This window comes from Paenibacillus sp. NRS-1781 (assembly GCF_050467745.1).
Classification (GTDB): domain Bacteria; phylum Bacillota; class Bacilli; order Paenibacillales; family Paenibacillaceae; genus Paenibacillus; species Paenibacillus terrae_A.
In genome coordinates this window covers 1-14,584 of record NZ_JBITPI010000010.1, presented here as the reverse complement: position 1 = coordinate 14,584, position 14,584 = coordinate 1, and the positions used below count along the sequence as shown (strand labels likewise).

Genomic DNA, 14,584 nt, shown 5'->3' with positions numbered 1-14,584 from the left:
CGCAAGTTGGGTTGTAGTGATTCTATTCGTAGAGATTACTTATAGAGATTAGTCTTCAAAAAATGAAGTTCCATAATTCAATATTTGAATACCAGTAACAAAAAACTAAAAACAGGGATTCAAATTTTGAATTGATTCTGAAAATCAGAACACAAAAAATCAGAAAGCAAAATCTAAAAAAAATGACCCACTACGAACCAAAAAGGTTAGTAGGAAAAGGAGAATAATAAATGAGCAGACTAACTGATCAAGAATTTTCACAAGTACAGCATTATTTTGTGAATAAAGGAACCTCGCAATCTCTTGTTGCTATAGACCGATGTATATTTCTTTCCATTGGTGCAAAACAGCTCTACAGAAATTTATGCCAATATGCATATGGGAATAAAAAAACTTGCTACCCAGGGCAAGCCCTTCTCATGCTAGAATTGGGCATAAGTTCCGCAACCCTTGATAAATATCTAGACGAATTACGGGAGGTGGGCTTGATTACAACAAGTAGATATTCAAAGGGAACACTACTATACAAACTGGAAAACGTATGGGAACCGTTTTGTCTCCATCATTCGGAGTGGATATGGATGATGATTGAGCTTATCCGAAGCGATCCAGATTCCTATAGTAGAGTCTCTAATACGCAAATTAAAAAAATTGTATATGAGTACAAACGATCGGAGTTGTACAATGATTCCTTTGATTATTGTAATGAAAACATGGGCGAATATGTTCAACGTATTTGTGACTGGTTTAGTGAAAGGTTAGGTATGAGAATAAATAGTACATTCAATGACTGGAAAGTAATCATGTGTCTTGGGCCAGAAATCATGGTACCCAACGGTAACCACATCTTACACAAGTATTGACTTGCTTGTTTCTTCCCAAAAAGCCTCCTAATAAACCAGTCCCACCTAAAGGGATTCCACCTGCTACTGCCTTCCCCAGGCTGAAACCTTTTGTTCCTGCTGAGATTTGACAAGATTGGCATTTCGGACATCGAACCTCGGCAGATGAGGGAGGTGGAGAATCAAAATACTGCCGGGGTTGGCTTTGGACATAGTTTGCATACTCACGATTGCTCCTGGCTATACCTTCTCGTTTTAATCTTCGATTACGTTCTTGTATAGTCTCTATGTTATCCCCTTGGTGGTAAATGATAATGTGCTACTTAGCTTAGCCGTCTGTGACAGAAATTCGGTATTAAACGATACTATGTTTCAATTAGAGGGATCAATCAATTTACTGTTACTGTTACTGTTACTGTTACTGTTATGGTTATGGTGATCAGAGAATGCTTGGATCGCCCTCATCCATTCCACCTCCTCCATATTCCATAGATCGGAGACTAAATTGCCCGCTCCTTTATAGTGGATAAGGATGTTTTGAACTAATTGTCCAAATCTCAAATCCGGCATGGTGCTCCAGCAAGTTTTCAAGGTATCCACCATAGGTTGAAGCCTATTGTTTCTAGAAAGTATCTGTTTCTGTCCTCAAAGTTATATTGAGGTGGTACTGATGAGTGAATTAAAAAATCTATTGGGTGATAGAATTAGAAATTTTAGGAAAGGGCGGGGATACAGTCAAGAAGAGCTGGCTAATCTCGCTGGTCTCCATAGCGTATATATCGGACAACTAGAACGTGGAGAGAAGAGTCCAACGATAGAAAGTCTGGAAGGGATTGTAGATGCGTTAGGAATCAGTTTTGAGGATTTATTTCGACATATTAAGCCAAACCCTGATAGTGAGGAGAGCGTTGTAATATCTGAGATTATTACCAAAGTTCAAAGTAGGAACCTGGAGGAACAACGAGGCATAAGTAAAATGATTGACTTCCTATTAGAGTGGAAAGAATCAAAGTAAGTGGAGAGCTGCATTATTAAGGACGGTACCTGGACAACAGGTAACCGTCCTATTTCGTGTTTTGCATAAATATCGTCTTCCTTGCTGAATTTTTACTAAGGTTCGTTGCCTCATTGGACGTGAAAGTATGGTGTAAGGTGCGTGTTGCTTAGGTGAATTTAATGTATAAATATGCAACAATCTATGCCTAAACATAGGAAATGACAGGGTGAATATCGTAATTACTAGCAACTATGCTTGATTAGCTAACTATCTTGGAATTTAGACTTTCTAGAGAGCTTATATTTATGAAAATTTTTAAGATTTATTAACGGGTAAACGAAAAGATATATTATCGCATTTCCTCCTAGGGTAGACTCTGGTAAAACAGAGAAATTTGCGTGTTTATTACGCCGCCACGCTTCATATCTTGTTCGAAATGACTGATAGGTCAAGGTTGTTTGTAGGCTACTGGCGATGCCTCTAAATGAATCTCTCCGGCTCCATACAGACGATACTATGAAGTTGTAGCTATGGCGATCCACGCATTTCGTTGATATACTGAAGTGGCATCCGTCATATCCTCTTGTTGTTTGGTGGGACCTGCAACAATACAGGATTTTCAGGTGCTTTTCCAGTTTAGATTGCTTGATTTCGTCAAACGCTAATTTTAGTATTGAGCTGACTTTTCGTAGCAGATAAATTTGACGATATATGTTTGGTGCTTGATGTTGTTTTAGGTGATATTACTGAGCTGAAAAAATAAACAAAATCAATGGAGGATACAAAGTGATTACATCAGAAGAAATTAAACGTAAATTATGGGACGGGGCAACTGAACTGCGTGGTTCAATGGATGCCAGCCGTTACAAAGATTATATGCTTGGGTTGATGTTCTACAAGTTTTTGAGTGATAAAACTTTAGAGACATTCAAAGTAACCAGCGGTTTAGGGCAAATGACTGAATCTGAATTGGTTGAGGAATACACAAGGGCTAAAGCAGAATACGGCGAACAATTGGATAAAATGCTTCAGAATGTGCTCGGGTATTATGTTTCGCCTGAGTATCTTTATCAGACTTGGTTAAAAGACATCAACTCAGGAGACTTTGAAGTTCAAAAAGTAACGGATAGCTTGAATAACTTCGAACGTTCAATTGCTATATCTGGCGATTCGGATGATTTCAAGGGCTTGTTCTCAAGTTCTACGCTTGATTTAACTGATACTGCTTTAGGCAGCAACTTAAATGAGCGTAGCAAAAATATTAAAGCGCTGATTTTGTTATTTGCAGATTTGAACATGGTGGCATTGCAAAAAGGTGATGTCTTGGGTGATGCGTATGAGTACCTTATCGGTCAGTTTGCGATGCACTCGGGGAAGAAGGCAGGTGAGTTCTATACCCCACGACAAGTCAGTGAAGTGATGGCACAAATTGCAGCAAAAACGCCAAGCATCAAGTCAATCTATGACCCGACTGTTGGTTCTGGTTCGCTACTTTTAACTGTTAAGAATCATTTATATGAGGATGCTCAGAAAAATTTGAGCTATTACGGACAAGAAAAGAATACTGCAACCTATAACCTGACTCGTATGAATTTATTGCTTCATGGTGTTCGTCCTGACAAAATGACGATAAAAAATGGCGATACACTTTCTCAGGACTGGCCAGAAGATCCAGAACGCCCAACTGAGGGTGTGCAATTTGATGCGGTTGTTATGAATCCCCCATATTCCGCGAAAAAATGGAACAAAGCAAGGTTAAAAGTAAGCGATCCTCGTTTTGAAGTTGCTGGGGTGTTGCCTCCAGACTCTAAAGGAGATTTCGCTTTTCTTTTACACGGATTATTTCACTTAGGCCAAGATGGAACAATGGCGATTGTCTTGCCTCACGGAGTTTTGTTCCGTGGTTCAGCTGAAGGTGAAATTCGTGAACGCTTGCTTAAGAAAAATTACATTGATACCATCATTGGTTTGCCAAATAAGTTATTTACTAATACAGATATTGCAGTAGTTATAATCGTTTTGAAGAAAAACCGAAAATTAGGCGAATCTGTCTTAGTCATTGACGCTTCTCAAAGCTTTATTAAAGTTGGGAAACAAAATGTTTTACAAGAAAAAGATATTGCTAAAATCGTAGACACATATGTTGAACGTAGAGAAAAAGAAGGGTACAGCCATTTAGCAACTCCCGAGGAAATACTGAGAAATAAATATAACATGAATATTACTCGTTATATTAAGACGATTAACGAAGAGATACCTCAAGATGTGGATGCTCATCTTTTTGGTGGGATTCCTCGAAAAAACATTGACGGCTTGAAACTTTTGCAGTCTACAGTTTCAGATGTTTTGGAGCAATCTTTGAGAGAAATTCGTGATGGTTATGTTGATCTATTGAAACCAGTTGAGAACATTTCTGACGACATTTTGAGTGATTCTCGTATTGCTGAAAAGTCAAAAGAAATCGAATTCAAGGCAAAATCTTATATCGATAAATACTGGGGCGTATTACGAAATGTAGACACAAGCAGTGATTTGACTCAGTTGATGGATCAAATGCTTGTTGAAATCAAGACAATATTGTCAGGGTTCGAATATATTGATATTTATGACGGATATCAGATTGTGGCCGAAATTTGGAAGAATATACTGACACATGACACGGAAATTATTACGTTAAGTGATTTCTATACGGCAGGACGCACTCGCGAGCCGAATATGGTGACTAAAGGAACTGGTGATAAAAAGCGTATAGAGCAAGACGGCTGGGTTGGTAGTATCGTACCGAATGTGTTAATTGCAAAGCATTTATACAGCAGTGAGCTATGTGAAATCCAAATAAAGAAAACTCGCATTCTAGAGTATGAAGCTAAGCTGTCGGAATTGGTTGAGGCTGCTAAAGTTGAAGATAGCGATGAAGCCAATGCTTTTGGAGAAACCTTGGATGAAGCTGGTGAGGCTTTTGAAGCTAAAGCAGTCAAGGCAGCGTTGAAAGAGTCAACTAAGGGAACAGTGGAGTACGACCTTCTGAGAAAGATTGAAAAATTGTTTGTAGATAAGTCAGAGCTTAGCAAAACAGTCAAAGCTGATGAAAAAGCTCTCAAAGAAGCCGTGCAAGAACGTATCTTAACTTTGACAAACGAAGAAATCGACAAATTAATGTATGAAAAATGGTTCGGTAACACAGTGGATGCTTTGACTGGGTTGGTAGAGATACCGCTAAAAAAGGAGATAAGCACTTTGCAAATGTTGCACAATCGCTATGCCAATACTTTAACAGCAGTTGATGATGAAAGTCGAGACTTGGAATCAACTTTTAAAGCTTTGATGAGTGAATTGGTGGTGGGACAGTGATGGTACAAACAAAATTAGTGCCGAAAAAGCGATTTAAGGAGTTTCAAAATACCAATGCTTGGGAATTGAGTAGGTTAGGTGACGTAATTGAAAAGATGTATAACGGACAGACACCATCACGGTTTAATGGTGACAATTGGAATGGTGATATTAATTGGTTATCTAGCGGTGAATTAAATCGTGGAATTGTAACGGAAACGGTAGAAAAAATCACTGCAGCAGGTCAAAAAAATGCTAACTTAAGGATTGTTCCAAAAGGTATTTTTGTTATGGCAATTACTGGTTTGGAAGCTGCGGGAACACGTGGTAACTGCGCTGTACTTGGAATTGATACAACATTAAATCAATCTTGTATGGCTCTGTTTCCACAATTAAATGTGCTAGATACAAGGTTTCTTTTTCAGTGGTATCGAAAAGTTGGTGAAGATTATGGTATTAGCTACACCCAAGGCACAAAACAGCAAAGTTATAATGCTGAACTAGTGAAGACACTGCCAATTACACTTCCCGAAATTGAAGAGCAGAAAAAAATTGGGCAGTTCTTCACCAACCTCGACTGCCTTATAACTCTTCATCAGTCTAAGTTAGAAAAGACTAAAGCGTTAAAGTCTGCTTATCTATCTGAAATGTTCCCCGTTGAAGGTGAGCGTGAGCCAAAACGGAGGTTCGCAGGATTTACTCAAGCGTGGGAACCACGTAAGTTAGGAGAGATGTCAAAAAAAATTGAATACGGTTTAAATGCGAGTGCTACTATTTTTGATGGAATAAATAAATATATTCGTATAACGGATATAGATGATGACAGTAAATTGTTTAATCAAAGTGCATTAACTTCTCCAGACGTGGATTTATCGAATACAGATAGTTATCGATTAAAAAATGGTGATATTTTATTTGCTAGAACTGGAGCAAGTGTTGGGAAAACCTATCATTATAAGGAATCAGATGGGAAAGTTTATTATGCGGGATTCTTAATTAGAGCGAGAATTAACGAAGATTACGATTCGGAGTTTGTGTTCCAAAATACCCTAACACCAAAATACGATAACTTTATAAAGATAACATCACAACGTTCTGGGCAGCCTGGGGTGAATGCTCAAGAGTATGCGAGCTTTGAATTAATGGTTCCGACTTTAGAGGAACAGCAAAAAATCGGTACATTTTTCAAAGCCTTGGACGGCACTATTGCTCACCATAGGAAGAAGATGGAAAAATTACAAAGTATTAAAAAAGCATATTTAAATGAGATGTTTATTTAGAGAGGAGGTCTAAGTCATGAGTAATGCACCAAAAAGTGCGTCAGAAAAAACTTATCAAGAGAGCTTTGTCAAAGAACTACAAAAATATAAATGGTCAGCTCCTGACTATTTAAATGGAAACATTCAAAAAGTTACCGTTGCTGATTTGATTGCTCACTGGCGTGGTGAACTCAACCGTATCAATGCCGACCAGTTGGAAGGTGTGGAATTGACGGATAATGAATTCAATCAAGTTATGGCAAAAGTTAATCGTATCAGCAACAGTTACGAGGCAGCAAAGGTGTTGGCAATAGAAGAATCAAAAGGAAAGATTGATGGAATTTACCGTGATGATAATCCCAAAGTCACGAGGAAACAAATCACGTTGACAATATTCAAAAAAGCTGAAGTGCGTGGCGGGGACTCAAGCTATAGAATTGCTAGAGAAGTACAGACAGCAAATAACAACCGCTTTGATATTGTCTTACTTATCAATGGTTTGCCTTTAATCAATATCGAGCAAAAACGTACAGACAAAACGCTAGACGAGGCATTCGGACAGTTTACCCGCTACTATCGTGACGGCGAATACAGTAATAATTTCATGGCTTTTTCGCAGATGATGGTCATCACTTCTGAAATTGCCACTCGATATTTTGCTACTCCAAAATCAGTAGGAGATTTTAACCTTAGTTTCGTCTTTCATTGGTCGGATAAAGAAAACAAACCGATTAACAACTGGCAAAAAGTAGTGGAGCATTTTCTGATGATACCAATGGCTCATCAAATGGTGGGAGATTACTTGGTGATTGACGAAGCTAAAGATGAAGAAAACAGGCGCCATATGCTATTGCGTCCATATCAGGTGTATGCCCTACAATCTGTCGAAGGTGCTGCTTTCGGTTGGGACAATGAGGGAAAAGTTCCTCACGGCGGATTTGTTTGGCATACGACTGGCTCAGGGAAGACCATCACGAGTTTTAAGACAGCTTTGTTTTTATCGACTAGAGCAGGATTTGATAAAGTCGTCTTCCTTGTTGATAGACGTGAGTTAGACAATCGTACCAGTGAAAACTTCAAAGCATATGCTGCTTATGAGGCGGTTTCCGTTGATGATACGAAGCACACCTACCAGTTAAAAAAGATACTTAAGTCAGCAAAAAATGGAATTGTGGTAACGACAACATTCAAACTGAACTCTTTAGTTAAGGAACTGGAAGAAGCACAGGATCATAGTTTAGCAGATAAGAGAATCGTTTTTATCATCGATGAGGCTCATCGTACGACAATGGGTCAGATGATGGGAACCATTAAGAGCTATTTCAAGAAAAGTGGACTTTTCTATGGCTTTACCGGAACACCTTTATTTGATGAAAATAAGATCAAAGGGAAGGTCAATGAAAAAAGCGAAGTCATCAATACAACTGAAAAATTATTTGGACCTAAGTTACATCAATATACAATTGACGAGGCGATTACGGATAAAAACGTATTGGGTTTTCATGTTGACTATATCAACACTGGAGAGTTCAAGAGCTATGATGATTTAAGAGAAAAATTGGCGGAGAAGATTAAGGAAGAGCATCCGGAATTGACGGATAGAGAAATCGAACGTCAAGTTCAAGAAATGTCAGAAGCTGACCTTGAAAAGCAAGCACAAAAACGAGGATTGTTAAAATACCAAGATGAAACGCATATCCCACGTGTGGTTGAAGAAATTCTGAATAACTGGGAATCTCAATCACAAGGAAGAGAGTTTAATGCTATATTAACCGTGGCCTATAAAAATCGGGTAATCGCTTATTATGATGAATTCAAGAAACAACTGACAACTTGCGGAGAAAAGTTAAACGTGTCTATGACGTTTAGTTTCGGTAACGAAAATGACCCTACGCCAATAGAACCTAAAATTGTCAAAGGTATGTTTAAGGACTACGCTGAATTTACGGGTATTGAGTTTGTTGCTGGTGATCAAAAACACGGTGAAGATGCTTATTTTGAAGATGTCGTGGAGCGTGCCACTCGAGGCGGCAGCGGACGAAACCCTAAGAATATAGACCTTATCATTGTGGCAGACCAACTGCTTACAGGTTATGATTCTAAGCGTCTTAATACACTTTATGTTGACCGTTCACTTGAACTTCAAGGTTTGATTCAAGCCTACTCACGCACAAACCGTGTATTTGGCTCAAATAAAGAGTTTGGAACGATTATCAACTTTCAATATCCACGACTTACCGAACAAATCGTAGATCAAGCTTTGAAGCTGTATGGAAGCGGTGGTAAGAGCAGTAAAGCAATTGTGGATACCTATGAAACTGCTGTAAAGAAATTAGCCATAAAAGTTATTGAAATGATTCCGACTTTACCAGATCCGACTGAGTGGCAGACAATTGAAAATGATGAAGAGAAAAAAGAAGCATTTATACTTGCGTTTAAAGATACTGTTGAACAGCTAAATTTAGTAGAACAATACTACGAGTTTAAGTGGAATGATGTAGCTTTTGGTATTGATGAGCACACTTGGTTGCAGTATGTAGGTGCGTATAAAAACTTAACGTGGAAGCCAGGAACTACACCTCCACCAGCATCAGTCAATCCACTTGTTGGTAAAACCAAGCTAGCAGGAACACAAGTAATCGATGCGAATCATATCCTTAGATTGATTGGTTCAAAAGTTACCTCGCCAAACGGCGTGCAAACAGTGGATAGGGAAACACTCCGTATTATATATGAACAAATTCAAGAGTTGAGTAACATGGGGGAATACGAGCAAGCACAGTTACTGAAAGAATTTGTGGATACTGAGCTTGTGCCTGGCAACTTATCTAGCGGTCTGAGCTTTGATGAGGCATTTGAAGTTTGGAAAGTAAGTAAGCTGCAGAACGTGGTTAATGCGTTTTCTTTGGAGTGGGGACTAGATAGTGTATTGCTTTGCAAATCAGTGAATTCATATTCTATTTTACAGCCTGTTGTTGTTCCGTACATCAATGAACTCATTAGTAGTGTTGATTTTAGTAAGGCAACCAATCAAACGGCGGGCAACTTATTAAGACATAATATGACGCTAACTACCAAGCTTCCAGCGTGGATTGCTGAAATTAAGCAAAAATATAGTTAACCTGATGTTTGAAGTGACGGTGAAAACAGTAGAAAACAGAATGTGTTGATTACAAGAGTCGCGGAGGATTACAACATGAACAAGAGTGAAAAGAAGAAGAAAGAATAAATAAAGCAAATGGCATAACCGATATTAATAAAGCAAAATGGACTAGAATAGAAGAGGCAGTAAAGAAAGAACTCGAAGATGAGGGCTACTTCGAATAGAGTGCTTTTTGGATAAAGTTTCGAAGACTTTTATAAAGGCAGGGGCAGACTTGGACCTAGAATCGTTCAGGCTATCTCTGTCTTTTTCGCCGTTAGACCCGATAAGGTGAACCGTACCATAAATGACGAAGAATTATTGTACAGTTATATAACTGGGCAATAATGGACTACTGTCAATAGAATGGACACCCCAAGTCGAGAACTTCAAGCGGGTTTTCGGTACAATCGTTCATACTGATTTGGAGATACATAACCTAGGGAAGAGTGGATTCGTTTCCCATTATAAAAGCATGTAATATATTCGAAAATCTGCTTCTTTGCCTCACGACGGGTTTTGTAGTGGTCTAAGTAAATCAGTTCCTTCTTTAGAACGCTGTGAAAGGATTCGATACAGGCGTTGTCATAACAGTTCCCCTTGCGGCTCATGCTGCCTTTCATAGGGTACTTAACCAGCTTAGCTTGATACTCGTGAGATGCGTATTGGCTCCCTCGATCCGAATGATGCAGAACCCCTTTGCCCGGTCGTTGGACACGATAGGCTTGGTCAAGGGCCTGAATGACTAACTCTTTAGTCATCCGAGAATCCATGTGGAATCCTACGATTTTGCGGCTGTACAAGTCCATCACGCTCGCCAAATAAAGCCAGCCTTCATCGGTGGGAATATACGTAATATCCGTCATCCACACCTCGTTTGGAGCCTCAGCAACAAACTGCTGGTTTAAAAGGTTCTCATGAACAGGCAGTTGGTGTTTGGAGTTCGTAGTTGCTTTGTATTTTTTCACGGTTCTGGACGTTAAACCAAGCTCCTTCATGATTCGCACTACTGTTTTTTCTGACACGACAACTCCTTGCTGAACCAAAGCTTTATGAATCTTCCGGCTGCCATACAAACGGCGTGAATCCAAGAAGATCCGGCGGATACGTTGTAAAAGCTTTTCCCGTTGTTTTTGTCGTTCTTTATGAATCGTTCGAGTTTGTACCCATCTGTAATAGCCGCTTCGTGAAACACCAAACACCGCACACATCTTTGCAACACGACACTGGAAGCGGTGATCATATATAAAAGAAAAGATCAGCGTCGGTCTTTGGCAAAGTAGTGCATCGCCTTTTTTAGAATATCGTTCTCCTCTTCCAGATCACGAATGCGTTTGTGGAGTTCTCTTGTGGCTTGATCCTCTGGCTTCAGGTTCCCACTGCCAGGGAAAGCCTGTTTCCCATCTTGGTTGTGTTCAGCTACCCAACGATACAGCGTGTTCGCGGAGATGCCCAATTCTCTCGCTACTTGAGAGACAGGTTTACCTTCTTCTTGAATCATTTGAACGGTTTGAACTTTAAAAGCCTTGTCGTAGTTTTTACTCATAGGGAAGCACCTCGAATGTGTTTGATTTTATTCTCGCATTCTCGATTCTCGGTGTCCACTTTTTAGTCTAGCATCATAATGCTGAGTATAGTTTCAGATATTGAAAGATATTAATTCTGGAACACCGTATACTCAACAAAAGATTACTAGTAACAAGATAAAAGCCTGAAATTCGCAAAAGTACGATAGTCAGAGGACTAAATTTGCAGTAGCGGAGCGGGTTTGGGGAGTGGTACAGATTGGAGAAAAGTGAGAAACAGAGACTAGAAAGAAGTAAAGTTGACTGATTGTTGTCGAAATAAATAGCACAAATTAGAGGATGACTATTTTATAATCGGGTATTGTAATTCGTTAAGAGAGAGGCTAGACTCCTTAGTTCCCCATACCATTATATGGGATATATGCAAATTCGAAAGGGTGCACCCAAGTGGAAAAATTAGGTCAAGATACTACAAAACATATTTTGAAGGTATGGGGCTTGAAGTAAATGAAATAAGAAAAACAGATGTTAAAACTCCGGATTTTGAAGTCTGTCTAAATGGACAAGTTCTATTTTATTGTGAGGAGAAGACAATCGAGCAAGCCGAGACTGAATATATGACAGCCGAAGAAATGGAAAGATATTGTGATCGTTGTCAAGAATCACAAGAGTATGAAATGGATAAGGATAACACATATGACAACATGGCCTCCCGTATCAACAAAGCAATAAAGCAATTCAAGAACGTTAATCCAAATAGAGTTTATCCAAACGTCATTTCAATTACTAATCTAGATGATTCAAAAGGTATCCAGGACTTGTTTATCGCCCTGACTGGAAATGCAATGCTTGAGGATGGTGTTTATTCATTATTTGAAATCATGGGGCAGTATTTCATTGGATACGAAGCTGAACGGGAAACCGTAGTACAAACTAGTAATACGCCTTCTATGTTGGACGAGAAAAGTACAAGACGAATATTGAGAAATTATCCGCTTGGCTTTAGCACTTTGAAAAAGTCGAAGGAAGAATCACAGTCGATAGCTGACCAGATATTAGGCAAGAAATTGTGGGTTCAGGTGGTCGAGCATAACTATGTTCATATTATAGATGAGCAGGGTAAAGTGAAGTGTATCATTCCGAGAGATCAGGCCATTCGTCGGGATGAGGGGTTATCCTTTCTAGATTTTGACGGAGCGACAATTAAATTTATCAGGATTGAGAAAGTAACGAAATCAAGCTTTAAGGCTATAGTCCATATCGAATAAAATGAATCATTGTGTGTCATGATAGGCGCCTGTTAACACTGGCGCTTGGGTGACACCTGTTAAAAGGGTGCGAGCTTAACTATACGGTTTGTCAGACGGTAGAGAGGGATGTGAGATAAATTCATCATTCACATTCCAATCACTTTTAGATGAGGAGGTCAAATATGGAAAGCCATACAATTGTCATTACCCAGTCTCGGATGGCAGGATGGTTGATGTTTAATCGGTTTTATAAAATGGATGAAAAAGTAGATTTAAAGGATTCGAATCGGAAAGTATTTATATTCAAGGATTCGCCTCCGTTAAGGAAAGCCATGGAGCAATATAACGAATTTAAACATGTAGTCGATAACATCTATTAATAAGGGGGATCATAACAATATGACAACAGCTTTGCAAAAACACGATGATAAACACAAATATTATACCGACCAATTCACCATTAACGGAAAACGGGTGGATGTACGAAAAAATAGCAATAGCAAGCAAGTAGAAGCTTGGATAGATGGTATGTGGAAGCCGATCACCAAGGAAGATGTGGATAAGCAGTATCGGATACAGTTTGAATATTCTCCATATGAGTTGGAGTTTTCGTATAATGGTGGCAAAACGTGGTGGACATATACGGATGAAAAATATATGACCGATTCGGAGAGAGCATACTTTAAGAAGGAAATTGAATGTTTTGAGTATTGGAATCTCCAAACACGCATTGAAGAGGAAGAACGAAAAGCGAATGATCCTGAATATCAAGAGTGGCTTGCCGAACAATATGAAGAATGGTTAGCTCATGAGGAAGAGTATTACCGAAGTCAAAGCAATTCTAAGCTTACATCTTATGTCGATATTCCAGATGTGTTCAAACGCGATGATGAGTCAGCAGGAGAGAATTCCCCCAAATCAATTGAGCCTAATTATATGAAATATTTTGAGATTCATGGAACCCATAAGAAATTTCAGCCTATCTGGTACGGCAAAGATATTTTAGATCAGCATATGAAATGTTTTTCTGACGGTACGTTTTTGTATCGGTATGATCAGGGGGTATATGTCAATGATGGTGAGCGTCACCTGGAGCAATTATCCGTTACCCTGCTGGACAATGAGTTTCGCCATAGTCGGATTAAGGAAGCACGTTATTACATAGAGGCCCAAAGTTATATTGCAGGAACCCAAATGAATCTGTTGGACGACTATATTAATGTTAAAAACGGTTTGTTGAATTGGAAAACGGGAGAGTTAAGGGAGCATACGCCTGAGAGACGGAGCACCATTCAATTTCCTGTCCTATATGATCCTACGGCCAATGATCCTGCTATGCTTCAGTTTATCGAATCTGTACTGGAACAGGATACGCATGCAACTTTATTTGAAATGATTGGCTATTTCCTGATCCCCACCTTGGAATATGAAAAAATATTTTTATTCACAGGTACGGGAAGTAACGGGAAATCGGTATTAATTAAAACGATTGAAGCCATGATAGGCAAGGCGAATATATCCAAAGTTAAAATTCAGGATTTGGAAGGCGACAGATCAAGGTTTAAGATTGCTGAACTGTATGGAAAAGTGCTGAATTGCTTTACAGATATCCCTGCGGATGCATTGAACTCTACGGGGAACCTCAAGGTGCTTGCCAGTGGTGAAGGATTAAACGCAGAGAAAAAGGGGAAAGATCCCTTTAACTTTGAGCCATTTTGTAAACTGTTATTCAGCGCCAATGAGTTGCCGAAAAGTAGTGACCATAGTGATGGATTTTTTAGAAGGCTGACGGTGTTTCCTTTTACTCGAAAATTTACGGATCAACAAAAGGATACGAAATTAATTCATAAACTGACGACTCCATCCGCTTTATCGACATTATTGAATTATGCGCTTGAGGGCTTAAGACGACTCGAACAACAAGGTGGATTTTCATATTCACAAACGATTAAGGATCAAGTTAAAACGTATCAAATGGAATCCGATACTATTATGCTGTTTATAGATGAAGTGTGTCAGCTTGAAAGTGAAGCTTCAAAACAACATGAAAGCCGAATCGAATGCAAAAGGTTATATGCGATATACTCTGCATGGTGTAAACAAGGTGGATTTAAACCTGAAATGATTATTCGATTTAATAAACATATCAAAACAAAACTTAAGGACAAGGTGTATCAGAAGAAGGCCAGAATAACAAGTGGCAATTCAGTTCCGTGCTGGTTTGGTATCAAAATATAA

The 14,584-nt window shown here is 39.0% G+C and carries 9 protein-coding genes; 8 read left to right on the top strand and 1 reads right to left on the bottom strand.

The genetic code is table 11. The features are described from left to right. The first annotated feature begins 230 nt into the window (after positions 1-230). The 5 genes from ACIFO6_RS02685 (at position 231) to ACIFO6_RS02665 (ending at position 9,549) form a co-directional block, all read left to right on the top strand. Positions 231-863: a hypothetical protein gene (locus tag ACIFO6_RS02685; protein WP_430037857.1), complete on the top strand. Its 633-nt coding sequence runs from the start codon at positions 231-233 to the stop codon at positions 861-863. Between the two features lie 649 nt (positions 864-1,512). Next, positions 1,513-1,857 (top strand): helix-turn-helix domain-containing protein, encoded by a 345-nt coding sequence (locus ACIFO6_RS02680; protein ID WP_430037854.1) that lies wholly within the window; start codon positions 1,513-1,515, stop codon positions 1,855-1,857. Positions 1,858-2,625: 768 nt separating this feature from the next. Then, positions 2,626-5,190: a type I restriction-modification system subunit M gene (locus ACIFO6_RS02675; RefSeq protein WP_430037851.1), complete on the top strand. Its 2,565-nt coding sequence runs from the start codon at positions 2,626-2,628 to the stop codon at positions 5,188-5,190. Then, the gene (locus tag ACIFO6_RS02670) at positions 5,190-6,449 is read left to right on the top strand and encodes a restriction endonuclease subunit S (protein ID WP_430038000.1); all 1,260 of its coding nucleotides are present in this window, start codon (positions 5,190-5,192) and stop codon (positions 6,447-6,449) included. Before ACIFO6_RS02675 ends, ACIFO6_RS02670 begins: the two co-directional genes overlap by 1 nt. Before the next feature lie 16 nt (positions 6,450-6,465). Beyond that, a complete protein-coding gene (locus tag ACIFO6_RS02665; RefSeq protein ID WP_430037848.1) occupies positions 6,466-9,549 on the top strand; it encodes a type I restriction endonuclease subunit R, EcoR124 family in 3,084 nt (1,027 codons plus the stop codon). Positions 9,550-9,959: 410 nt separating this feature from the next. On the opposite strand, the gene ACIFO6_RS02660 is transcribed toward ACIFO6_RS02665, so the two are convergent. Then, positions 9,960-11,116 (bottom strand): IS3 family transposase gene (locus ACIFO6_RS02660; protein ID WP_430037845.1). Its coding sequence is split into 2 segments (ribosomal slippage): positions 9,960-10,861 and positions 10,861-11,116, totalling 1,158 coding nucleotides; the frame shifts between segments, so codons are not numbered across the junction. 471 nt (positions 11,117-11,587) lie between these two features. On the opposite strand from ACIFO6_RS02660, the gene ACIFO6_RS02655 reads away from it, so the two are divergent. The 3 genes from ACIFO6_RS02655 (at position 11,588) to ACIFO6_RS02645 (ending at position 14,584) form a co-directional block, all read left to right on the top strand. Further along, a complete protein-coding gene (locus ACIFO6_RS02655; RefSeq protein ID WP_430037842.1) occupies positions 11,588-12,364 on the top strand; it encodes a hypothetical protein in 777 nt (258 codons plus the stop codon). Between the two features lie 164 nt (positions 12,365-12,528). Further along, positions 12,529-12,726 carry a DUF5659 domain-containing protein gene (locus ACIFO6_RS02650; protein WP_430037840.1) on the top strand — a complete coding sequence of 66 codons (198 nt, stop codon included), beginning with the start codon at positions 12,529-12,531 and terminating at the stop codon, positions 12,724-12,726. 19 nt (positions 12,727-12,745) lie between these two features. Beyond that, positions 12,746-14,584: a DNA primase family protein gene (locus ACIFO6_RS02645; RefSeq protein ID WP_430037837.1), complete on the top strand. Its 1,839-nt coding sequence runs from the start codon at positions 12,746-12,748 to the stop codon at positions 14,582-14,584.

What these genes read in the sequence shown, in the direction of transcription:
- ACIFO6_RS02665 (WP_430037848.1), top strand. Translation starts at nt 6,466, where the DNA reads ATGAGTAATGCACCAAAAAGTGCGTCAGAAAAAACTTATCAAGAGAGC.
- ACIFO6_RS02670 (WP_430038000.1), top strand. Translation starts at nt 5,190, where the DNA reads ATGGTACAAACAAAATTAGTGCCGAAAAAGCGATTTAAGGAGTTTCAA.
- ACIFO6_RS02680 (WP_430037854.1), top strand. Translation starts at nt 1,513, where the DNA reads ATGAGTGAATTAAAAAATCTATTGGGTGATAGAATTAGAAATTTTAGG.
- ACIFO6_RS02650 (WP_430037840.1), top strand. Translation starts at nt 12,529, where the DNA reads ATGGAAAGCCATACAATTGTCATTACCCAGTCTCGGATGGCAGGATGG.
- ACIFO6_RS02685 (WP_430037857.1), top strand. Translation starts at nt 231, where the DNA reads ATGAGCAGACTAACTGATCAAGAATTTTCACAAGTACAGCATTATTTT.
- ACIFO6_RS02655 (WP_430037842.1), top strand. Translation starts at nt 11,588, where the DNA reads ATGGGGCTTGAAGTAAATGAAATAAGAAAAACAGATGTTAAAACTCCG.
- ACIFO6_RS02645 (WP_430037837.1), top strand. Translation starts at nt 12,746, where the DNA reads ATGACAACAGCTTTGCAAAAACACGATGATAAACACAAATATTATACC.